The organism is Cellulomonas fimi ATCC 484 (assembly GCF_000212695.1).
In the GTDB taxonomy this organism is placed as follows: domain Bacteria; phylum Actinomycetota; class Actinomycetes; order Actinomycetales; family Cellulomonadaceae; genus Cellulomonas; species Cellulomonas fimi.
Map to the genome: position 1 here is coordinate 1,192,628 of NC_015514.1, position 21,850 is coordinate 1,214,477.

A 21,850-nucleotide genomic window follows, 5' to 3' on the forward strand; every position below is an offset into this window, starting at 1 on the left:
CTCGAACGCTTATCGGCGCCCTCGCCCGCGCGCCCGCGACCTCGTCCCCCGCGCGTCCCCCCGTGCGCCGGGCCCGTGGACGAGCGGGCCGAGGACCCCGTCGCGACGACTACCCTGAGGGCGTGACCCAGACGCCTGAGCCACCGTCCCACCGCCCGGTCCTCGTCGTCGACTTCGGCGCCCAGTACGCGCAGCTCATCGCGCGGCGCGTGCGCGAGGCCAACGTCTACTCCGAGATCGTGCCCCACACGGCCTCCGTGGCGGACCTGCTCGCGAAGGACCCGGCGGCGATCATCCTGTCCGGCGGCCCGTCGTCCGTGTACGCGGCGGGCGCCCCGTTCGTCGACCCGTCGCTGTTCGAGGCCGGTGTGCCCGTGCTCGGCATCTGCTACGGCTTCCAGGCGATGGCGCAGGCCCTCGGCGGGACGGTCGCGCAGACGGGCCAGCGCGAGTACGGCGGCACCGCCGTCGAGGTCACCGACGCCGGCACCGTGCTCGCGGGCAGCCCCGAGCAGCAGACGGTCTGGATGAGCCACGGCGACGCCGTGCACGCCGCGCCCGAGGGGTTCGACGTCCTCGCGACGAGCGCCGGCAGCCCCGTCGCCGCGTTCGAGGACCGCGAGCGGCGCCTCTTCGGCGTGCAGTGGCACCCCGAGGTCAAGCACTCGCCGCTCGGCCAGAAGGCGCTCGAGAACTTCCTCTACGAGGGTGCGGGCCTCGCGCCCGACTGGAACCCCGGCAACGTCATCGCCGAGCAGGTCGAGCGGATCCGTACGCAGGTCGGCGACGCGCGCGTCATCTGCGGGCTGTCCGGCGGCGTGGACTCGTCCGTCGCGGCGGCGCTCGTGCAGAGGGCCGTCGGCGACCAGCTGACCTGCGTGTTCGTCGACCACGGGCTGCTGCGGTCCGGCGAGGCCGAGCAGGTCGAGAAGGACTTCGTCGACGCGACCGGCGTGCAGCTCAAGGTCGTCGACGCGCGCGAGCGGTTCCTGCACGCGCTCGCGGGCCACACCGACCCCGAGACCAAGCGCAAGATCATCGGCCGCGAGTTCATCCGCGTGTTCGAGGACGCGGCGCGCGAGGTCGTCGAGGACGCGGGCGCGCACGGCGAGGCTGTGAAGTTCCTCGTCCAGGGCACGCTCTACCCCGACGTCGTGGAGTCCGGCGGCGGCGAGGGGGCGGCGAACATCAAGTCGCACCACAACGTCGGCGGGCTGCCGGACGACCTGCAGTTCGAGCTCGTCGAGCCCCTGCGGACGCTGTTCAAGGACGAGGTGCGCGCGGTCGGCCTCGAGCTGGGCGTGCCCGAGGCGATCGTCTGGCGCCAGCCGTTCCCCGGCCCGGGCCTCGGCATCCGGATCATCGGCGAGGTCACCGCGGAGCGTCTCGACGTCCTGCGTGCCGCCGACGCGATCGCGCGCGAGGAGCTCACGAGGGCCGGCCTGGACCGCGAGATCTGGCAGTGCCCCGTCGTGCTGCTCGCGGACGTCCGCTCGGTCGGCGTGCAGGGCGACGGCCGCACCTACGGCCACCCCGTCGTGCTGCGGCCCGTGTCGTCCGAGGACGCCATGACGGCCGACTGGACGCGCCTGCCCTACGACGTCCTCGCGACGATCTCGACGCGCATCACGAACGAGGTGCCCGAGGTCAACCGGGTCGTCCTCGACGTGACGAGCAAGCCGCCGGGCACGATCGAGTGGGAGTGACCGGTGGGACGACGGAAGGGCCAGCGCTCGTGAGCGACAGCACGGCGACGACGACCGACCCCTGGGTCCGCAAGGCCCGCGGGGCGGCGCAGCGGTACCGGGTGCTCGCCTGGATCACGGGCACGATGCTGCTGCTCCTGTGCGTGGAGATGCTGCTCAAGTACGTCCTGAAGGTGCCCGGGTTCACCGTCGAGGGGGACCCGCGGTCCGAGGCCGCGCGCATCATCGCGATGGTGCACGGGTGGGTGTACGTGGTCTACCTCGTCACGTGCTTCGACCTGTGGTCGACGATGCGCTGGCGGCTCGGCCGCCTGCTCACGCTCGCGGCCGCGGGCGTCGTGCCCGTCATGTCGTTCGTGCTCGAGCGGCGCGTGCACCGCGAGGCCGTCGCGGCGATCGACGCGCGCGCCTGACGGGGGCGCCCGTGCGGATCGTCCACGTCTCCGACTGCTTCGCGCCGCGCACCGGCGGCATCGAGTCGCAGGTCGGTGACCTCGCCGCGCGGCAGGCCGACCGTGGGCACGAGGTCCACGTGCTGACGGCGACGCTCGGCACGGCGGGGGAGCGCGGGGGCATCGTCGACGTCGAGGGCGGGGTGCACGTCCACCGTCTGGGCGCGCGGCTGCCGTTCGACCTGCCCGTCAACCCGGCGGCCGGTCCGCGCCTGCTCCGCGCGGCGTTCGGGGACCTGCGGCCCGACGTGGTGCACGTGCACGCGGGCGTGCTGTCGCCGTTCGCGTTCGACGGCGCACGGCTCGCGCTCGACGCGGGCCTGCCGACGGCGGTCACGTGGCACTGCATGCTCGACGGCACCGTCCCGGCCCTCCGGGGTGCCGTCCGGCGGACGCGGTGGGCCGACGCCCCCGTCGCCCTGTCCGCGGTGAGCAGCGCGGCGGCGGCGCGCGTGCGGGACGTGTTCGACGCCCCGGTCGCGGTCGTCCCGAACGGCCTCGACCTCGACGCGTGGGCCCCGTGCGACGACGACCCTGCCGTGGTGCACGACGACGACGCGCCGGTCCGGCTCGTCTCGACCATGCGGCTCGCCCCGCGGAAGCGGGCCGTGCCTCTGGTCGAGCTCGTGGGCGCGGCCGCGCGCCGGCTCCCGCGGGGGCGCCTGCACCTGTCGCTCATCGGCTCGGGGCCCGCGCTGGGCCGGGTCCGCTCCGCTGTCTCCGCGCAGGGCCTCGATGACGTGGTCGACCTGCGCGGACGCCTGCCGCGCCCGCAGGTCCGGGCCGCCTACGCGCACGCGGACGTGTTCCTCGCGCCCGCGGAGCTCGAGGCGTTCGGGATCGCCGCGCTCGAGGCCCGCACCGCAGGGCTGGCGATCGTCGCCCGTCGCGGGACGGGCATCGCGGAGTTCGTCACCGACGGCGTCGACGGGCTGCTGGTGACGGACGACGCCGAGATGACCGAGGCCGTCGTGCACCTCGCGAAGGACGGCCGCCTGCTCGCCGGGATCCGGGAGCACAACCGCACGGTCCGGCCCGCGTTCGGGTGGGACGACGTGCTCGGGGCGGCGCTCGCCGAGTATGAGCGCGCCCGCGCGCTGCGCTGACCTCGCCGTCTGCTCTCGGCGGCCCAGCGGCGGCCTAAGCGTTTCGATTCATGCAAACGCAGTCACATGCTGGACAACTACGGGCATCGCGGACATGACTGTGGGTAGCGTCGGCGACCCGCGGCGCGTCTCAGCCGGAGCCGCCCCGTCACGACCTGTCCGCAAGCAGACCCGAACAGGGGGACCACCATGTCCGCACGTGCACGCCGCCGGCCCGCCCGGCTCCTCGGCACCCTCGTCCTCGCGCTGGGGGCGCTGCTCCTCGTGTCCGGCATCGCGACCTGGTTCGGCATCGCCGCCAGCCTCGCCGAGGAGGAGATCCACGTCTCCGACGACGCCGCCGCGTTCGCCGGCCAGCTCGTCGACACGCCCTGGGAGGCCTGGGCGCAGGCCGAGGCGATCCAGGGGCACGCGCTCGCCGAGTCCGACGGGCGCACCTACGCCGAGCTCGACCGTGAGGACCCCGCCCGCCCCATGGTCCAGACCGCCGCGTTCCTGCGCGCGTCGCTCATGACGTCGGTCACCGCGTTCGGCGTGGCGCTGCTCGTCGTCGGCGTCGGCACCGGCTTCCTGCTCGCGGGGGCGTCCCTGCGCTCCCTCGCCACGCCCGCGTCCCCGGACGCCCCGGCGCCCGGCGCGGCCGACGACGCCCGAGCCGTCCCCGTCCCCGCCTGACGGGCAGGCAGCCGGCGGTCCGGCGCACCGGCGTCGGACCGCCCGGCCGCCGTCCGCGGCATCGCCCCGCGGGCCGCCGGACGTCGCACCGCCGAGGGCGTGTCGCCCGCCTCCTCCTGCCCCCGCCACGACCTGGGGATACGCTCGACGCGCACGGTTGCTGTCTCGTGAGCTCGGCCTGTCGGGCCCGGGTGTCCGGGCCCGTTCTGTCGGTGGTGCAGAAGGGACTGGGAAATGTCGAGTACTGCTGTGGGGGAGCGGTCGGGAACGGCGCGCGTCCTCGGCCTCATCGTCCTCATCCTCGGTGTCGTGTTCATCGTCGCCGGAGGGGTCACGTGGGGAGCGGTGGCGAGCAACCTCGCCGCCGAGAAGATCACGGTGTCGGACGACGCGACGGCGTTCCAGGGGGAGCTCGTCGACACCCCCTGGGAGGCCTGGGTCCAGGCCGACATCATCAACACGCACGCGCTGGCCGAGACCGACGGCCAGACGTACGCCGAGCTCGACCGGGAGGACCCGGCGCGGCAGACCGTCATGACGGCGTCGTTCCTGCGGGCCTCGCTGTTCACGTCCGTCGTGGCGTTCGGCGTCGCGCTGCTCGTGTTCGGCGTCGGCGTCACGTTCGTGCTCGTCGGGTGGGCGCTGCGCAAGCTGGGCACGGTCGCCCGGGTCGCGCCGATGGCGGCCGCCCCGGCGACCGCACCGCCGGCCGGCTCCACGGTCTGACGGGATCGACGACGAGAGGCCGGTCCCCGAGCGGGGGCCGGCCTCTCGTGCGTGGCGTCAGCGCCGTGACGCGCGTACCGCCGAGACGATCGACCCGACGAGCAGCAGCCCGCCTGCGGCGGCCAGCAGCACGATGAGCGCGAGCTGCACGTCGATCGACAGCCCCGCGGCCCAGGCCAGCAGCCCCACGCCGATCGCGGCGAGCACGAGGCCCCACACGACCGTGCCCACACGCAGCCGCGGACGCGGCGCGTCGTCCGGCGCCCGGTCGTCGGCCCGCACCGGGTCCGGCGCGCGGACGGCCGCGACGGGCTGAGACGCGACCGCCGGGGCCGCCACGGGCGGGACCGGCTCGGGTCGCGGCGGTCCGGAGGCCGCCGGTCCGGCGGCCGTCGGCGTCGGGCCCGACGGGGCGGCGGCCGCGGGGAGCGGTGCCGTCGGCGCCGGCTGCTTGGTCAGCAGGGGCGCGGTGCCGTCGTGCGGCGGAAGGACCTGGGTCTCGTCGGCCGGGTCGAGCGCATCGTGCGGCGGGAGGACTTGGGTCTCGTCGGCCGGGTCGGGCGCGTCGTGCGGTGGCAGGACTTGGGTCTCGTCGGCCGGGTCGGGCGCGTCGTGCGGTGGCAGGACCTGGGTCTCGTCGGCCGGGTCGGGCGCGTCGTGCGGCGGCAGGACCTGGGTCTCGTCGACCGGGTCGGCCGCGTCGTGCGGCGGGAGGACCTGGGTCTCGTCCAGCGGGTCGGGCGCGTCGTGCGGCGGCAGCACCTGGGTCTCGCCGTCACGGTCGTCCGGCGTGGCCGCGACCGGGGTGTCGTCGTCGTGCACGGGTGTCTCCTCGTCGCGACGGGTGTCGTCGGTGCTCATCGGTCCTCCTCGATCCGCAGGTCGCCGGCACCCACGCTGACGTGCAGCAGGATCTGCGGCGAGCCGTCGCGGGACTGCTCGTCCCGGTACGTCTGGTCGGCCATGCCGATGCCCTCCGTGCGGCGCTCCTCGCCGTCGACCGCCCACGTGACGCTGCCGACCCCGGCCTTGACGTCGGCGGCGACCGCGGCGTCGGCGGGGACGACGATCGTCAGGTTCCCGGCGCCGATCGAGACGGGGACGTCGAGCGTGGTGCCGTCGAGCGGGAGGGACGTCAGGTCGAGCGTCGCGTCACCGAAGCCCAGGTCGAAGCCGGCCGCGGCGGAGTCGCGCGAGTCGACGACGTAGGTGCTGGCCTCGAGCTGCCGGAACGAGCCGTCCTCCCACACCCAGTCGGCGTTCTGCGCGGCGCCCACGGGGAGCGCGACGAGGATGCCGGTGATCGCGAGGAAGCCGAGCGTGCCGCTGCGGCGACCGCGCAGGCCGGACAGGACGATCCCGAGGCCGCAGAGCACGACGCCGATGCCCAGCGCGGTGAGCAGCACCGGTCCGGTGAAGTCGCCCGAGCGCTCCGCGAGGAGCAGGACGGCCACGCCGAGCAGGCTCAGGGCGACGACGACGCCCACGGTGCCGACGCCCGGTCCCAGGGTGCGGGGCTTGGGCGGCCGCGGCGGCACGGGCGGCACGGGCGGGTGCGGGGGCACCGGGACCGGCGGGACCGGCGGCGGGCCCTGCCGGTAGGGCCCGTAGGGACCGGGCGCGGGGGGTGCGCCGACGGGCGCCGAGGCGTAGGGGCTCGCCGGCGTCGCCGCGTACGGGCTCGTCGGGCGGGGGACGGGCGGCGGGCCGTAGGGGCTCGTCGGGCGCGGCGCGGGACCGGTCGCGGCGGGCTGCTTCACCCACGGGTCGGTGCCGGGGGCGCCGGGGGCCGCGGGGGCGGTCCACACGGGCACCGGCCGGGGCGACCGGCGGTTGGCCGCGGTCACGACGAGGGCGACGAGGCCGACGACGAACGCGACCCAGAGCATCCCCTGGAGCCACCCGGGCGGGCCGTCCCAGAACCAGAACCACTGGTCGCCGCGCGCCAGGCCCACGAGCAGGACGCCGAGCGCCCCGAGCAGGGCGACGTCGAAGCGACCCGCGACCATCTCCTCCAGGTGGATGCGGCCGTCGCGCTGCTCGGGCAGCAGCGCCCAGGCGACGCCGTACGCCACGAGGCCGAGGCCGCCGAGCAGCACGGAGGCGGCGAACAGGCCGCGCACGAGCAGCGGGTCGAGGCCGAACCGACGGGCGAGCCCGTCGCACACGCCGCCGATCCAGCGGTCGTCACCCCGGAACATGCCGGTGCGGCGCACGGCGGCGAAGAATCCGGTCGGGGCGGGGGGAGTCGCGGGGCTCGGCGGGGTACCGATGCTCGTCGGGTCCGGGCCGGCCTGGCCGCCGGCAGGAGTGGTCGTGTCCATGGCTCGATCCTGACGCGCACCGGTACCCCGGCGGCATCCGGTGCCCCCCTGAGCCGACCCTGATCCTGCCCCGGTCGCGCCCTGATCCTGGCCCTGAACAGCCCCGGGGAGCCGTGGGCAGGGTCCCGGACGTGTGACGATCGGTCCGTGACGTCCGCACCCGCCCCCGCGACGCCGGGGACTGCCCGCACCCGGCTGCCGCTGCGCCGTCCCGCGCGCGGCCGCTGGTTCGCGGGCGTGGCGATCGGCCTCGCGGCGCACCTCGACGTGCCCGTCGGCCTCGTGCGGCTCGCGTTCCTGCTGCTCGTGCCCGTCGCCGGGGTGGGGCCTCTGCTCTACCTGTTCTGGTGGCTGACCATCCCGCAGGGTGACCCCGCGGCGGCGGCGCAGGAGGCGCGACCGACGGCGCTGACCCGGCTCGCGCGCCGCCAGCACGACGCCGACCCGGCGCGGCGGCTGCCGGTTTCGGCGATCGTCACGGGTGCGGTGCTCGTCGTGGTCGCGGTCGTGCTCGTCGCGGTGCGCCGCGGCGCGGACCTGGACCTCGACTGGCTGCTCCCGTCGCTCGTGCTGCTCGGCGGGCTGGGGCTCGCGTGGAGCCAGCTCGACCACGTCCCGCGGCAGCGGTGGCGCACCGAGACCGGGCGGCCGACGACCGGCGTGCTGCGGCTCCTGGGCGGAGTCGTGCTCGCGGGCGTCGGTGGGCTGCTGCTGGTCGCGCAGATCACGGGCACGGGCGTCGAGCCTGCGGTGTTCGTGCAGGCCGTCGTGGCCGCGGTCGCCGTCCTGGCGGGCGTCGCCCTCGTGCTCGCGCCGTGGTGGCTGCGGCTCGTGCGCGAGCTCGGCGACGAGCGGGCGGCGCGGGCGCGCGAGTCGGAGCGCGCGGACATCGCGGCGCACCTGCACGACTCGGTCCTGCAGACGCTCGCGCTCATCCGGGCGCGTGCCGACGACGCGGCGGAGGTCGCGCGCATGGCCCGCGCACAGGAGCGCGAGCTGCGCGAGTGGATGTACGACGAGCGCCCCGCGCCGGGCACGTCGCTCGCGGCGGCGCTCAAGGACGTCGTCGCCGAGGTCGAGGACTCGCGCTCGGGCCCGACGGGTGACCCCGTCGCGATCGACGCGGTCGTCGTGGGGGACCGGGTCCCCGACGCGGACACCGAGGCGCTCGTGCAGGCGTCGCGCGAGGCGCTGGTCAACGCGGTCGTGCACGGCCGCCCGCCGGTGTCGCTGTACCTGGAGGTCCGGTCGGACGCGGTCGAGGTGTTCGTGCGCGACCGCGGCGACGGGTTCGACGTGGACGCCATCGGTCCCGACCGGTTCGGCGTCCGGGAGTCGATCATGGGACGGGTGCGCCGGCGCGGGGGGACCGCGACGGTGACGAGCCGACCGGGCCGCGGCACGGAGGTGCACCTCGTGGTGCCCGTCCGTGCGGCGGCGCCGGTGGACGAGGGAGGGGAACGGTCATGAGCACGACCGGTGCGGACGCGACCGCCGTGGACGTGGTGCTGGTCGACGACCACCACCTGTTCCGCACGGGCGTCAAGGCGTCGCTCGACGCGGGGGTCCGTGTCGTCGGGGAGGCCGACGACGTCGAGTCGGCGGTGCGGGTGGTGCACGAGCTGCAGCCGCCCGTGGTGCTGCTCGACGTGCACCTCCCGGGCGGCGACGGCGGTGGCGGCGCGGAGGTGATCCGGCGCTGCACGGACCTGCAGGGCACGACGCGGTTCCTCGCGCTGTCGGTGTCGGACGCCGCGGAGGACGTCGTCGCGGTGATCCGGTCGGGCGCGCGCGGCTACGTGACGAAGGCGATCGACGGCGGCGAGCTGTCGGACGCCGTGCGCCGCGTGGCGGGCGGGGACGCGGTGTTCTCGCCGCGGCTCGCGGGGTTCGTCCTCGACGCGTTCGGCGCCGCCGCGGGCGACGTCGCGACGGGCGACGACGAGCTGGACCGCCTCTCGGCGCGCGAGCGCGAGGTCATGCGCCTCATCGCGCGCGGGTACACGTACCGCGAGGTCGCCTCCGAGCTGTTCATCTCCGTGAAGACGGTCGAGACCCACGTGTCCGCGGTGCTGCGCAAGCTGCAGCTCTCGAGCCGGCACGAGCTGACGCGGTGGGCCGCGGCGCGCCGCCTGCTGTGACGCGACCGACCCGATCGACCTGACGCGGTGTCAGAAAACGCCCCGACGCTCGACTAGGCTCCGGGGGCATGGAACTCCTGCAGCACGTGCTCCTCTTCCTGCACCTCCTCGGCTGGGCGATCGTCCTCGGCGGGACGATCGTGACGATGCGCGACACCCGCCTGCCCAGGGGCGCGCTGCACGGGATCCTCACCGCGCTCGTGACGGGGATCCTCATGGTCGGCCTCGCGTCGGCGAGCGACGAGCTGCGCGACCCGAACACCACCAAGGTCGCCGTCAAGCTCGTGGTCGCGCTCGTCGTGACGGGTCTCGTCGTCTACGGCGCGCGGCGCCCCGAGAAGGTCACCAAGGGCCTGCTCGGCGCGGTCCTCGGTCTCACGGTCCTCAACGTCGGCATCGCGGTGCTCTGGCGCTGAGCCCGGGCGACGCGGCGTGACCGGCGCCGGGGCATGACCGGGCGCCGGGGCGTGGCCGGGCCCGCGGGCGGCTAGGGTCTGCCGCCATGGGTGTGGTCGGTGAGGTGCTGATCGGTGCCGTCGTGCTGGTCGGGCTGTTCGGTGTCGTCGTGCAGGTGCTGCCCGGCGGGCTCCTGGTGGCGGGAGCGGTGATCGCGTGGGGCGCGATCACCGGCGGGCCCGCGGGGTGGACGGTCGTCGCCGTCGCGGTGCTCGCGACCGGGCTGGCGGCCGTCGGGAAGTACCTCCTCGCCGGCCGCCACCTGCAGCGCAAGGGCGTGCCGAGCTCGACGCTGGTGTGGGGCGGGCTCCTCGGGGTCGTCGGGTTCTTCGTGGTGCCCGTGGTCGGGCTGCCGCTCGGGTTCGTCGTCGGCACGTACGTCGCGGAGCGGGTCCGGCAGCGCGAGCACGCGCCCGCCTGGAAGGCCACGGTGGCAGCGCTGCAGGCCACGGGCGTGACGATCCTCGTCGAGCTCGCGGGGGCGCTCGTCGCGACCGCCGCGTGGGGCGTGGGGCTCGCCGTCACGTGACGGCGCGCCCGACCGCGCGCCTGACCGCGCCGGTGCGCGGGACGGACCCGAGCGGGCGGCGCGGCCGTGGGCCGCGTGATCCGGGTGTCGGTGGCGGCGCCTAGGCTGGTGCCGTCATGACATCGTTGTTCGAGAGCCTCTCCCTGCCCGTCCCGGCCGGCGCCGTGCCGACCCGCCGGCGCTCCGGCGACCCGTCGGGCCTGCCCGCCGTCGTGCCTCCGCGCGGCGAGGACACGGACGCCCAGGAGCGCGACGCCCGCCGCCAGGAGAGGGCCGACGCGCTGCTCGTCGGCCTCAACCCGCAGCAGCGCGAGGCGGTCGTGCACCACGGCGGCCCGCTGCTCATCGTCGCGGGCGCCGGCTCGGGCAAGACGCGCGTGCTCACGCACCGCATCGCGCACCTGCTCGCGACCCGCCGGGCCCGCCCGGGCGAGGTCCTGGCGATCACGTTCACCAACAAGGCCGCGGCGGAGATGCGCGAGCGCGTCGAGCAGCTCGTCGGCCCCGCCGCGCGGAACATGTGGGTCTCGACGTTCCACTCGGCGTGCGTGCGGATCCTGCGCCGCGAGGCGGCGACGCTCGGCCTGCGCTCGAGCTTCTCGATCTACGACGCGGCCGACTCGCAGCGCCTGCTCACGCTCGTGGCGCGCGAGCTCGACCTCGACCCGAAGAAGTACCCGGCCAAGGCGCTGTCGGCGAAGATCTCCGCGCTCAAGGACGAGCTGGTCGACCCCGAGACGTTCGCGGCGACCAACGGTGGCGGAGCGGCGAACGACTTCGACACCGCGCTCGCCCAGGTGTACACGCGCTACCAGGCGCGGCTGCGCCAGGCCCAGGCGCTCGACTTCGACGACCTCATCATGTCGACGGTCCACCTGCTGCAGGCGCACCCCGCGGTCGCGGAGCACTACCGCCGCCGGTTCCGGCACGTGCTGGTCGACGAGTACCAGGACACCAACCACGCGCAGTACGTGCTGGTGCGCGAGCTCGTGGGGCACAGCGGCTCGGCGGCGGGTGCGGACGGCGAGGAGGTGCCGCGCGGGGAGCTGACCGTCGTCGGCGACGCCGACCAGTCGATCTACGCCTTCCGGGGCGCGTCGATCCGCAACATCCTCGAGTTCGAGGCGGACTACCCGGACGCGCGCACGATCCTGCTCGAGCAGAACTACCGGTCGACGCAGACGATCCTGTCGGCCGCGAACGCCGTGATCAGCCGCAACCCCGGGCGCAAGCCGAAGCGGCTGTGGACCGACTCCGGCCAGGGCGCGCAGATCGTCGCGTACGTAGCCGACACCGAGCACGAGGAGGCGCGGTTCGTCGCGCAGGAGATCGACCGCCTCGGGGACTCCGACGGCGTGCGGCCCGGCGACGTCGCGATCTTCTACCGGGCCAACGCGCAGTCGCGCGCGCTCGAGGAGGTGCTGATCCGCGTCGGGCTGCCGTACAAGGTGGTCGGCGGGACGCGCTTCTACGAGCGCAAGGAGATCAAGGACGCCGTCGCGTACCTGCGGGCCATCGCGAACCCCGACGACGACGTCAACCTGCGCCGCATCCTCAACGTGCCGAAGCGTGGGCTGGGGGACCGGTCCGAGGCGATGGTCGCGTCGTTCGCCGAGCGCGAGCGCATCTCGTTCGGTGCCGCGCTCGAACGGCTCGACGAGGTCCCGGGGCTCGGCACGCGCGCGATCACCGGGCTGTCGTCGTTCGCGTCGATGATGTCCGACCTGCGCGTGCTCGCGTTCCAGGGCGCGGGGCCCGCCGAGGTGCTGGGCGCCGTCCTCGACCGGTCCGGCTACCTCGCCGAGCTGCGTGCGAGCGAGGACCCGCAGGACGCGTCGCGCGTCGAGAACCTCGCGGAGCTGCACGCGGTCGCGACCGAGTTCGAGCAGAGCGACCCCGACGGGGACCTCGCCGACTTCCTCGAGCGCGTGTCGCTCGTCGCGGACTCCGACCAGATCCCGACGCCCGACGGTGCCGACGCGGACGAGGACGGCCCGCGGACCCCGGACCAGGGCGTCGTCACGCTCATGACGCTGCACACCGCGAAGGGCCTGGAGTTCCCGGTCGTGTTCCTCACCGGGATGGAGGACGGGACGTTCCCGCACATGCGGTCGCTGACGGACACCGACCAGCTCGCCGAGGAGCGCCGGCTCGCGTACGTCGGCCTGACCCGCGCGCGCGAGCGGCTGTACATCTCGCGCGCAGCGGTGCGGACCGCGTGGGGCGTCCCGAACGAGTTCCCGCCGAGCCGGTTCCTCGACGACCTGCCCGAGGAGCTGGTCGACTGGCGGCGGCGCGAGTCGTCGACGTCGTCGCTGCGCGGCGGCTGGGGGTCGGGCTTCGGGTCGGGCGGTGGCTACGGCTCGGGTCGCGGCGGGTCCGGATCGGGCGGCTACCGCTCGGGCGGGTCGGGGACGAGGGCCGGCGGCCGGGCCGAGAAGGAGCCGCGCGCGTCCTTGCCGTCGACGGGTGCGAAGTTCGGCTCGGCGACCCCGCGGTCGGACGCCGCCGTCCCGAGCCTGGCGATCGGCGACCGTGTGACGCACGACGCGTACGGGCTCGGCACGGTCGTGGGGCTCGAGGGCGCCGGGCCGAACGCGGTGGCGAAGGTCGACTTCGGCACCGAGGGCACCAAGCGGCTCCTGCTGCGGTACTCGCCGGTCACCAAGCTCTGAGCGGGGCCGGGTCCGGCGCCCCCCGCGCCGTGGTCCCCGCCTGCCCGCCCGGCCGGTCCCGCCTGCCGTGCCGCGAACCGGCCGGCCGCGAGGCCACGGGCCCGCGCAGCGGCGCCGTCAGGCGGCATCGGCCCAGGTCGCGACCACGGCTGCCTCGACCGCGGGGCGGTCCGCGCCCAGGTCGCGCAGCGCCCGGCCGGCGGGCGTGGTGTCGAGGCGCGCGGCGGCGAGCAGCAGGTGGCCGGTGTCGATGCGGCGGTGCTGGAACCGGATCGCCTCGCGCAGCGAGACCTCGAGCATCTTCTTCGCGTGCGTGTCGAACGGGATGTGCCCGCGGCGGGTGCTCGCGGCGGGCACGTCCAGCGCACCCGGGCCGAAGGTCGCCTCGACCTGCTCGCGCACCGCGTCGAGGTCGATGCCGAGCCCGGCGAGCGCGTCGGCGTCGAGCGCGTCGGACAGGCGGGCGCGCACGGCGCGCTCGAGGTCGGCGGGCTCGACACCGACGCGGGCGAGGGCGCGGCGCGCGACGGCGTCGCCCGGGGCCGTCGCGCCGAGCAGCACGTGCTCGGCGCCGATGTGGTTCGACCCGAGCCGGCGGGCGACGGTCTGGGCCTGCTCGACGGCGACGCGGGCGTCGTGGGAGAAGCGCTCGAACATCAGGGGTACCTCTTCCCGTACTTCTTGTGGACGGCCTGCCGGGTGACGCCGAGCGCGTCGGCGATGTGCTGCCAGGGCCAGCCGAGGCGGCGGGCGCGCTCGACGTGCAGCGCCTCGAGCCGGTCGGCCAGGACACGCAGCGAGCGGACGGCACGCAGGCCCTCGGCGGGGTCCTCGCCGGCGGCGGCGGTCAGGAGCTCTGCGGACATGCCGTCAACATAGGTTGACGGACGACGGCATGTCAACCGATGTTGACGACGCCTGGCGGCCGCGTCAGGCCGGCACGGCGTCGGCGCGCACGAGCACGGGCGCCGCCGGGTCGGCGTTGTCGACCACGACGGTCGCCCGCCGCGCCGGGTCGACCGACCGCAGGTAGCGCCGCTGGCCCTCGCGGTACCGCGTGTTCGCCGGGTCCTCGGGATCGGCCGGGCAGCCGTCCCGCACGGCCATCCGCGCGTACGTCACCGCGAACGGCACGTCGAGGAACACCGAGACGTCCCACCACGGCGCGAGCTCGGGGCGGTGCAGGAAGATGCCGTCGACCAGGAGCACCGCGTCGTCCGGGGCCGTGGCGGGGGCGCCGTCGAGGACGCGGTCGGTCGCGACGTCCCGGACGGCCGTGCGGTACCGGCGCGACCCGCCCGCCGCGAACGGCTCGAGGAGCTCGCGGCGCAGCGCGTCGAGGTCGTACGAGTCGAGGTAGAAGCCCTCCGGCGAGGACCGTCCCCGGGCGTACCGCTCGGCGCGCGGCCGGTGGAAGCCGTCGACCGAGGCCCGCACCACCGTCCGCCCCTGCGCGCGCAGGACCGTCGCGAGCTCGTCGGCGAGCACGGTCTTGCCCGCGCCGTCGACCCCGTCCACGCCCACGAGCACGGGCCGCCCGGCCGCGGGCGGGACCCGTGCGGCGAGCGCCGCGAGGACGGACGCGCGGACGGGCGTCGGGATGGGCGTCGGCACGCACGCGACCGTAGCGTGCGGCCCCCGGGGCCGTGCGTGGGTGGCGTGCGAGACGCTGGACGCATGGTGGACGAGGAGGCCCGCGAGCGGCTGCTCGACGTGCGCGCGGAGGCGGCGCGACGGCTCGCGGCGCTGCGCGACGACCACACGGCGGTCGTGGACGCGTCGCGCGACAGCAACGCCGACGACGAGCACGACCCCGAGGGGGCGACCATCGCCTTCGAGCGTGCGCAGGTCGACGCGCTCGCCCGGGCCGCCCAGGAGCGGCTCGCGGAGGTCGATGCGGCCCTCGGCCGGCTCGCGGCGGGCACCTACGGCACGTGCCTCGTCTGCGGGCGGCCGATCGATCCCGCGCGGCTCGCGGTCCGCCCGACGGCGACGCGCTGCGTCGGCTGCTGACGCACCGGGTCCCCGCCGCGCCTCCCAGGATGCTCCGCACGAACGAGGGAACCGGACGAACCGGACGACGGTCGGGCCGCGCCGCGCGGTACCGTCGCAGGTCGCGCCGGCCGCTCCGCGCGCCGCGACCCCCACCCCGGACCCGATCCGACTCCGACCCCGACCACCGGAGGACCCCGCGTGCGCCTGCGCCCCACCACCGCCCTCGTCCCCGTGGCGGTGCTCGCCCTGACCGCCGCGTGCACGGCCGGGCCTGAGCCCGCACCCGGCCCGACCGGGCCGACGGCGACGGCGGTCGCCGTCGAGCCCGTCGTGCGGACGGTCGTGCTCGACGGCGAGGAGGTCGAGCTCGAGGTCGGGCCGGTCGCGGTCCACGGCGACGTCGCGGTGCTGCGGGTCGCCGCACCGACGCAGACCCCGTTCCTCCGGTTCGCGCTCTGGGACGTCTTCGAGAACCTGTCGAGCCCCGGCCCGAGCGGTGTGCGGCTCGTCGACACCGAGGAGGGGGTGGTCCGGCCGGTCGCGCGCGACGAGCTCGACCGGGCCGTGATGTCCGGCAACAGCACGCCCGGCGGCCCGGCCACGGACGCCGGCGACGAGGCGGCCGACGGCGACGAGGTCGTGTACGCGGCGTTCGCCGCGCCGGACGCCGGACGCGTCGACGTCATGCTGCCGCAGGGCGGCTGGGTGGCGGACGTGCCGGTGGTGCCCGCCGACGACGCGGGGGTGCTCACCGTTCCGCCGGAGGAGCTCGCCGAGGGCGGTGTCGCCGACGCACCCGTCGTCCCGCTCGAGGCCTACACCGAGGTCGTCGGCGGGACCGTCCGCGCACGGCAGACGCCCGAGGCCGTGACGGTGCAGGTCGCGTCCGACGTGCTGTTCGCGGTCGACTCCGACCTGCTCGGACCGGAGGCGGAGGCGGCGCTCGCGGCGGCCGCGGCGCAGGTGACCGCGTACCCCGGCGGCACGCTCACGGTCGTCGGGCACACCGACGACGTCGCGGACGACGCCTACAACCTCGACCTGTCGCAGCGACGGGCCGCCACGGTCGCGGCCCGCCTCGCGCAGGTCGCCGACCTGTCCGGGTTCGACGTGACGGTCGACGCGAAGGGCGAGAGCCAGCCGGCCGTCGCCGGCACCTCCCCGGACGCACGTGCGCTGAACCGTCGCGTCGAGATCGTGCTCGTGCCGCAGGGGGAGCCCGAGGCCGCCGAGCCCGTGGCCGGCGAGCTGCCCGTGGCGGAGGGGCCGGTCGCGTCCGGCGCCGAGGGCGTCAGCTACCAGGACGACGACGACACGTTCACCGTGCGGCTGCCGGAGGTCCGCCGCCAGGGCCGGTACCTCGTGGGCGAGCTCGAGGTGACCCACGTGGCGGGCGACAGCGAGACCATCGACGGGACGCTCGCGAGCGGCGCGTGGGACGCCCGCGGCGAGTTCGACGCGTCGCTGCAGTTCGCCGCGACCAACGTGACGCTCCTCGAGGGCGACCGGCGGACGTACGCGCTCGACTACGTCCGTCGGGTCGTCGGCGACCGCGAGATCCGCGAGCCGCTCGCCGACCGGCTCGTGAACGTCGTCCCGCTGGGCGGGACCCGGACGGTCACCGTCGTCTGGCCCGACGCGGGCCAGGAGAGCGTCACCGTCGACGTGCCGGTGCACTACGCGACCACGGCGAACATCCCGTTCGGCGGCCCGGCGTTCCGGCTCACCGACGTGCCCGTCGTCGACGGCTGACCGGCGTCGGTGACGTCGCGCACACCACATCTCTCGATGTGAAGATATCTCCGCCCGGCGGCTACGATCGTCGACGGCGCTGCGGCCGGACCGAGGTCGCGCAGGCCGGTCGGACGAGAGGAACTGGACCACAGTGGACCTGTTCGAGTACCAGGCACGTGACATCTTCGAGAAGCACGGCGTGCCCGTGCTCGGCGGCATCGTCGCCACGACCCCCGACGAGGCCCGCGAGGCCGCGACCCGCCTGCTGCCCGCCGAGGGCGGCGTCGTGGTCGTCAAGGCCCAGGTGAAGACCGGTGGCCGCGGCAAGGCCGGCGGCGTCAAGCTCGCCCGGTCCGCCGACGAGGCGGCTGAGAAGGCCGGCGAGATCCTCGGCATGGACATCAAGGGACACACGGTCCACCGCGTGATGATCGCGGCGGGCGCGAAGATCGCGCAGGAGTTCTACTTCTCGCTGCTGCTGGACCGCGCCGAGCGCCGCTACCTCGCGATGGCGTCCGTCGAGGGCGGCATGGAGATCGAGCAGCTCGCGGTCGAGCGCCCCGAGGCGCTCGCCAGGGTCGCGGTCGACCCGCGCACCGGCATCGACCAGGCGAAGGCCGACGAGATCGTCGCCGCCGCGGGCTTCGCGCCCGAGATCGCGGGCGAGGTCGCGGACGTCCTGCAGAAGCTCTGGCTCGTCTACCGTGACGAGGACGCCACGCTCGTCGAGGTCAACCCGCTGGTCCTCACGGAGGACGGCGAGGTCGTCGCGCTCGACGGCAAGGTCACCCTCGACGCCAACGCGGACTTCCGGCACGCCGACCACGAGGCGCTCGAGGACAAGGCCGCCGCCGACCCGCTCGAGGCGCGCGCCAAGGAGAAGGACCTCAACTACGTCAAGCTCGACGGCGAGGTCGGCATCATCGGCAACGGCGCGGGGCTCGTCATGAGCACGCTCGACGTCGTGGCGTACGCGGGCGAGGCGCACGGCGGCGTCAAGCCCGCCAACTTCCTCGACATCGGCGGCGGCGCCTCCGCGGAGGTCATGGCCGCGGGCCTCGACATCATCCTCACGGACCCGCAGGTCAAGTCGGTGTTCGTCAACGTCTTCGGCGGCATCACCGCGTGCGACGCGGTCGCGAACGGCATCGTCGCGGCGCTCGAGATCCTCGGTGACGAGGCGTCGAAGCCGCTGGTCGTGCGCCTCGACGGCAACAACGTGCTGGAGGGCCGCCGCATCCTCGCGGACGCGGGCCACCCGCTCGTCACGCTCGCCGACACCATGGACGGCGGCGCCGACGAGGCCGCCCGCCTGGCGCACGCCGCCGCCTGAGACCCGCCTCGAGAAGCAGAGAGAAGCAGACAGACATGGCGATCTTCCTCACCGAGGCGTCCAAGGTCATCGTCCAGGGCATGACCGGCTCCGAGGGCACCAAGCACACGACGCGCATGCTCGCGTCCGGCACGAACGTCGTCGGCGGCGTGAACCCGCGCAAGGCCGGGACGACCCAGTCGTTCGGCGACGTCGACGTCCCCGTGTTCGGCTCGGTGGCCGAGGCCATCGAGAAGACCGGCGCGGACGTGTCCGTGATCTTCGTGCCGCCCGCGCACACCAAGGGCGCGGTCGTCGAGGCCGTCGACGCGGGCATCCCGCTCGTGGTCATCATCACCGAGGGCGTGCCGGTGGCCGACACCGCGGAGTTCTTCTCCTACGCGCAGGCCAAGGGCGTTCGGCTCGTCGGCCCGAACTGCCCCGGTCTCATCAGCCCCGGGAAGTCGAACGTCGGCATCATCCCGGCGGACATCACCGGCCCGGGCCGCGTGGGCCTCGTGTCGAAGTCCGGCACGCTGACCTACCAGATGATGTACGAGCTGCGGGACTTCGGGTTCTCGACGGCCATCGGCATCGGCGGCGACCCGATCATCGGCACCACGCACATCGACGCGCTCGCGGCGTTCGAGGCGGACCCCGAGACCGAGGTCATCGTCATGATCGGCGAGATCGGCGGCGACGCCGAGGAGCGGGCCGCGGCCTACATCCGCGAGCACGTCACGAAGCCGGTCGTCGGGTACGTCGCGGGCTTCACCGCCCCCGAGGGCAAGACGATGGGCCACGCTGGCGCGATCGTGTCCGGCTCGTCGGGCACGGCGCAGGCCAAGAAGGAGGCGCTCGAGGCCGCGGGTGTGAAGGTCGGCAAGACGCCGTCCGAGACGGCCGCCCTCGCGCGCGAGCTGCTGACGCGCGCCTGACGCCCGCCTGACGCCGTCCGCTCGCCCCCGTCCCGCACGGGCCTCGTGGTCGCCGCCGCACCTGCCCCGCAGGAGCAGCGGCGACCACGGTCGTCCGGGGACGTGACGCACCCGGTGTCCCGACTCGCCGGGGCCAGGTGCCCGCGGGTCCGTCCGGCTGCGGCGACGATGTCCGGATGAGCGCCGCAGGACCGCCCACGGGCCGGCCGCCCGTGCTGACCCGCACGGGCCGCACGGGTGCACCCGCCGACCGCCGCCGGTCCGCGTTCTTCACGAGCGCGCTCGACGGCGCACCGCACTGGGCGACCGGTGCGCTGTGCGCGCTGCAGGCCGCGGTCCTCTCGCTCGCGGCCCTGACGCTGCCCGCCGTCGCCGCGTTCGTCGCGACGTCCGCCGACCCGAGCAACGACGGCGTCGGCTGGACCCAGGCGGTCCGCGTCGGTGGGGCGCTGTGGCTGCTCGGGCACGGGACGCCGGTCGTCGTCGCGGGCACGCCCGTCACGCTCGTGCCGCTCGGGCTGACGGCGCTCGCGGTGTTCACCTGCTACGCGTCCGCGCGCCGGTCGGGCGTCGCGCGCTGGTCCGGGTACGCCGCGGCGGTGGGCGCCTACCTCCTGGTCGCCGTCGTCGTCGCGGCCCTGCACGGCGGTGGCGCGGGCACGGTCCTGCGGACCGCCGTCGGCGCGCTGCTCGTCGCGGGTGCGGGACTCGGTGCCGGGCTGCTGCGGCGCCCGGGGGCGCCGTCGGGACGCGAGCTCACGCGGCCCGCGTGGTCGCGCGTCGCGCCGTTCGCCCGGGTCGGCGCCGCGGCGGGACTGCTCGCGACCGCCCTGCTCCTTGCCGTGGCCGCACTGCTGGTCGCCGTGTGGGTGCTCGCCGGGCGGGCCACCGTCGCCGACGTGGTGCGCGGGCTCAGCCTCGACGTCGTCGGCGGCGTGGTCCTCGCGGTGGCCGAGCTGGCGTTCCTGCCGAACCTCGTCGTCTGGGCGCTCGCGTGGCTGGCCGGGCCCGGGTTCGCGGTGGGGCTCGGCAGCCGGTTCGCCCCGGCCGAGGTCACGACCACCCCGCTGCCGGCCGTCCCGCTGCTCGGCGCGCTGCCGTCCGCCGACGCGGTCGGCCCGACGTCGGTGGCCGCGCCCGTGGTGCTCGTGCTCGTGGGTCTCGTCGCCGGCGTCTACGTGCACCGGCGGCTGCGTGCCGAACGGGCGTGGCACGCGGCCGCGACGTGCGGCGTGCTCGCCGTGAGCGCGGGGGCGCTGGTCGCCCTGCTCGTGTCCGCGGCGAGCGGCGCCGCGGGGCCGGGGCGGATGGCGTCCGTGGGAGCGCACGGGTGGGCGGTCGGCGGGACCGTCGCCCTCGGTGTCCTGCTGGGGAGCCTGCTCGTGGTCCTGCCCGGCGACGCGCTGCTGCGCGCCGAGCTGCGGCGCGTGCTCCGCGTGCGCTCCCGGGACTGACCGGCCGCCGCCGTCGCCGGCGTCGAGCTCGGTCCGTGCGCGACGCCGAGCCGGCGCGTCGGCTCAGCTGTTCGCGCGCTCGCGCAGCGAGTCCTGCAGGTCGACGAGGCCCTTCTGGTACGCCTGCTCGCACGCCCGCGTCGCCGTGACGGTCAGCGCCCCCGCCATGCACTCCTGACGCTCCACCTCGACCGACCACGCGAGCAGGCGACCCACCGAGCCGAACGACCAGAGCGCCGACAGCACGACGAGAGCCGCCACGACGCCCGGCAGCATGCCGCGCGCCCGGGCACGCACCGCCCCGACCAGCGTGCGGATCCCCATCACCAGCGCGGCGAGCGCGAACACCGTCGCCGCGGCCTGCCACGGCAGGGGGAGCGTCGCGACGAGCACCGACGACAGCAGCAGGATGCCGACGAGACGCGCGCGCTCCGCCGTCCTGACGACGCCGTCGGGGTCCGGGGCGCCGTCGGTCGACCGGCGGTCCGCCTCGGTGGGCACCGTGACCGCGGGGCGCGGTGCGGGCGCCGGCTCCGGGCGCCCCGGTGCCGGCGCGGCCGGGGTGTCGTCCTGCGTGCGCGGGCGGTCCTCCGGCGGGGCGTACGGGTTGCTCACCGCGCCATTGTCCCGCACCGCGCGGCGGCGGCGCCCGCGCCGACCACGCGAGCCCGACCCGTGCGCGCGGCGCGTCGTCGCCCGCCACGACCACGCCCGTCACGAGCACGCCTACCGCGACCACGCCCGCGGCACACGGTCCGGCGGTCGGCGCGCCGCGGGTAGGGTCGGCGCCGTGACTCCCGGCGCACCCGAGACCTCCGCCCGCCCCGGCCCGGCCGACGACCGACCGGCCACCCGGGCGTCCGGCCGCATCGTCGTGCTCGTGTCCGGCACAGGGTCCAACCTCGCGGCCCTGCTCGCCGCCCACGACGACCCCGCGTTCGGCGGGCGGGTCGTGGGCGTGGTGTCGGACCGGCCCGGGATCCGCGCGCTCGACATCGCGCGCGACGCGGGCGTGCCGACCGCCGTCGTGTCGCTCAAGGACTTCCCGGACCGCGCCGCGTGGGACGTCGCCATGGCCGAGGCGATGGCCGTGTTCTCGCCCGACCTCGTGGTCCACGCGGGGTTCATGAAGATCCTCGGCGCCCCGTCGCTGCAGCGGTTCGGCGGGCGGATGGTCAACACCCACCCCGCGCTGCTGCCGTCGTTCCCCGGTGCGCACGGCGTGCGCGACGCCCTCGCGTACGGCGTCAAGGTCACGGGCTGCAGCGTCATCGTCATCGACGCGGGCGTGGACAGCGGCCCGATCCTCGCGCAGGAGGCCGTGCCGGTGCTGCCGGGCGACGACGAGGCCACGCTGCACGAGCGGATCAAGGTCGTCGAGCGCCGGCTGCTCGTGGACTGCGTCGGGCGCATCGTGCGCGAGGGGCTGCACGTCGAGGGACGCACCGCCGTCATCGGACCGCCCGCCTGACACCGGCCGCGACCCGCGTCGCGGGGCACCGGAGGAGCCCGTGCACGGGGTCGACCGGATAGACTCGGCCGCGGTCGTGACTGGCGCAGGTGGGTGCAACCACCGGGGAGCGGCCGCAGTGCCCCCGCCGAGCACCGCCCGCCTGGGTGCCTGGGT

The 21,850-nt window shown here is 75.7% G+C and carries 22 protein-coding genes and 1 riboswitch; of the genes, 16 read left to right on the forward strand and 6 right to left on the reverse strand.

The features are described 5' to 3' along the window. Nucleotides 1–122 precede the first annotated feature (122 nt). The 5 genes from guaA to CELF_RS05540 all read left to right on the forward strand — a co-directional run bounded on the left by guaA (nt 123) and on the right by CELF_RS05540 (nt 4,665). On the forward strand, nt 123–1,706 hold the full coding sequence (gene guaA / locus CELF_RS05520) for a glutamine-hydrolyzing GMP synthase (RefSeq protein WP_013770257.1): 1,584 nt from the start codon (nt 123–125) through the stop codon (nt 1,704–1,706). Nucleotides 1,707–1,735: 29 nt separating this feature from the next. Next, nucleotides 1,736–2,119, forward strand: a complete 384-nt coding sequence (locus tag CELF_RS05525) for a DUF3817 domain-containing protein (RefSeq protein WP_013770258.1) — start codon at nt 1,736–1,738, stop codon at nt 2,117–2,119. 11 nt (nt 2,120–2,130) lie between these two features. After that, on the forward strand, nt 2,131–3,264 hold the full coding sequence (locus CELF_RS05530) for a glycosyltransferase family 4 protein (protein ID WP_013770259.1): 1,134 nt from the start codon (nt 2,131–2,133) through the stop codon (nt 3,262–3,264). A 189-nt stretch (nt 3,265–3,453) separates the two neighbouring features. Beyond that, the gene (locus CELF_RS05535) at nt 3,454–3,939 is read left to right on the forward strand and encodes a hypothetical protein (protein ID WP_013770260.1); all 486 of its coding nucleotides are present in this window, start codon (nt 3,454–3,456) and stop codon (nt 3,937–3,939) included. A gap of 234 nt (nt 3,940–4,173) precedes the next feature. Beyond that, complete coding sequence (locus CELF_RS05540; protein ID WP_013770261.1) at nt 4,174–4,665, forward strand: hypothetical protein; 492 nt, start codon at nt 4,174–4,176, stop codon at nt 4,663–4,665. 57 nt (nt 4,666–4,722) lie between these two features. On the opposite strand, the gene CELF_RS05545 is transcribed toward CELF_RS05540, so the two are convergent. Beyond that, on the reverse strand, nt 4,723–5,526 hold the full coding sequence (locus CELF_RS05545; protein ID WP_013770262.1) for a hypothetical protein: 804 nt from the start codon (nt 5,524–5,526) through the stop codon (nt 4,723–4,725). After that, nucleotides 5,523–6,989 carry a PspC domain-containing protein gene (locus CELF_RS05550; RefSeq protein WP_013770263.1) on the reverse strand — a complete coding sequence of 489 codons (1,467 nt, stop codon included), beginning with the start codon at nt 6,987–6,989 and terminating at the stop codon, nt 5,523–5,525. The genes CELF_RS05545 and CELF_RS05550 overlap by 4 nt, the downstream gene beginning before the upstream one ends. A 147-nt stretch (nt 6,990–7,136) precedes the next feature. Between CELF_RS05550 and CELF_RS05555 the strand changes: the two genes are divergently transcribed. The 5 genes from CELF_RS05555 to pcrA all read left to right on the forward strand — a co-directional run bounded on the left by CELF_RS05555 (nt 7,137) and on the right by pcrA (nt 12,790). Continuing rightward, on the forward strand, nt 7,137–8,459 hold the full coding sequence (locus CELF_RS05555) for an ATP-binding protein (RefSeq protein ID WP_013770264.1): 1,323 nt from the start codon (nt 7,137–7,139) through the stop codon (nt 8,457–8,459). Further along, nucleotides 8,456–9,130, forward strand: coding sequence for a LuxR C-terminal-related transcriptional regulator (locus CELF_RS05560; protein WP_013770265.1), 675 nt, complete (start codon nt 8,456–8,458; stop codon nt 9,128–9,130). Before CELF_RS05555 ends, CELF_RS05560 begins: the two co-directional genes overlap by 4 nt. Before the next feature lie 68 nt (nt 9,131–9,198). After that, nucleotides 9,199–9,546: a hypothetical protein gene (locus tag CELF_RS05565; protein WP_013770266.1), complete on the forward strand. Its 348-nt coding sequence runs from the start codon at nt 9,199–9,201 to the stop codon at nt 9,544–9,546. Between the two features lie 86 nt (nt 9,547–9,632). Then, nucleotides 9,633–10,115, forward strand: a complete 483-nt coding sequence (locus CELF_RS05570; protein WP_013770267.1) for a DUF456 domain-containing protein — start codon at nt 9,633–9,635, stop codon at nt 10,113–10,115. 116 nt (nt 10,116–10,231) lie between these two features. Continuing rightward, complete coding sequence (gene pcrA / locus CELF_RS05575) at nt 10,232–12,790, forward strand: DNA helicase PcrA (RefSeq protein WP_013770268.1); 2,559 nt, start codon at nt 10,232–10,234, stop codon at nt 12,788–12,790. Between the two features lie 117 nt (nt 12,791–12,907). Here pcrA and CELF_RS05580 read toward each other — a convergent pair whose 3' ends face one another. The 3 genes from CELF_RS05580 to CELF_RS05590 all read right to left on the reverse strand — a co-directional run bounded on the left by CELF_RS05580 (nt 12,908) and on the right by CELF_RS05590 (nt 14,404). After that, nucleotides 12,908–13,447: a Clp protease N-terminal domain-containing protein gene (locus tag CELF_RS05580; RefSeq protein ID WP_013770269.1), complete on the reverse strand. Its 540-nt coding sequence runs from the start codon at nt 13,445–13,447 to the stop codon at nt 12,908–12,910. Then, entirely contained in the window at nt 13,447–13,656 is a 210-nt protein-coding gene (locus CELF_RS05585; RefSeq protein WP_013770270.1) for a hypothetical protein, read from the reverse strand. Before CELF_RS05585 ends, CELF_RS05580 begins: the two co-directional genes overlap by 1 nt. 64 nt (nt 13,657–13,720) lie before the next feature. Then, on the reverse strand, nt 13,721–14,404 hold the full coding sequence (locus tag CELF_RS05590; RefSeq protein WP_013770271.1) for a nucleoside/nucleotide kinase family protein: 684 nt from the start codon (nt 14,402–14,404) through the stop codon (nt 13,721–13,723). A 63-nt stretch (nt 14,405–14,467) separates the two neighbouring features. On the opposite strand from CELF_RS05590, the gene CELF_RS05595 reads away from it, so the two are divergent. The 5 genes from CELF_RS05595 (at nt 14,468) to CELF_RS05615 (ending at nt 20,223) form a co-directional block, all read left to right on the forward strand. Next, a complete protein-coding gene (locus CELF_RS05595) occupies nt 14,468–14,803 on the forward strand; it encodes a TraR/DksA family transcriptional regulator (RefSeq protein ID WP_013770272.1) in 336 nt (111 codons plus the stop codon). Between the two features lie 180 nt (nt 14,804–14,983). Continuing rightward, nucleotides 14,984–16,537, forward strand: a complete 1,554-nt coding sequence (locus CELF_RS05600; protein WP_013770273.1) for an OmpA family protein — start codon at nt 14,984–14,986, stop codon at nt 16,535–16,537. 133 nt (nt 16,538–16,670) lie between these two features. Continuing rightward, complete coding sequence (gene sucC, locus CELF_RS05605; RefSeq protein WP_013770274.1) at nt 16,671–17,852, forward strand: ADP-forming succinate--CoA ligase subunit beta; 1,182 nt, start codon at nt 16,671–16,673, stop codon at nt 17,850–17,852. Nucleotides 17,853–17,887: 35 nt separating this feature from the next. Next, nucleotides 17,888–18,769: a succinate--CoA ligase subunit alpha gene (sucD, locus tag CELF_RS05610; protein WP_013770275.1), complete on the forward strand. Its 882-nt coding sequence runs from the start codon at nt 17,888–17,890 to the stop codon at nt 18,767–18,769. A gap of 176 nt (nt 18,770–18,945) precedes the next feature. Beyond that, nucleotides 18,946–20,223, forward strand: a complete 1,278-nt coding sequence (locus CELF_RS05615; RefSeq protein ID WP_013770276.1) for a cell division protein PerM — start codon at nt 18,946–18,948, stop codon at nt 20,221–20,223. Between the two features lie 63 nt (nt 20,224–20,286). Here the strand turns inward: CELF_RS05615 and CELF_RS05620 are convergent, their stop codons facing one another. Beyond that, entirely contained in the window at nt 20,287–20,838 is a 552-nt protein-coding gene (locus tag CELF_RS05620) for a hypothetical protein (RefSeq protein WP_013770277.1), read from the reverse strand. A 175-nt stretch (nt 20,839–21,013) separates the two neighbouring features. On the opposite strand from CELF_RS05620, the gene purN reads away from it, so the two are divergent. Continuing rightward, nucleotides 21,014–21,694, forward strand: coding sequence for a phosphoribosylglycinamide formyltransferase (purN, locus tag CELF_RS20150; RefSeq protein ID WP_013770278.1), 681 nt, complete (start codon nt 21,014–21,016; stop codon nt 21,692–21,694). A gap of 66 nt (nt 21,695–21,760) precedes the next feature. Further along, nucleotides 21,761–21,849, forward strand: a riboswitch (ZMP/ZTP riboswitch). The last annotated feature ends 1 nt before the right edge of the window (nt 21,850 follow it).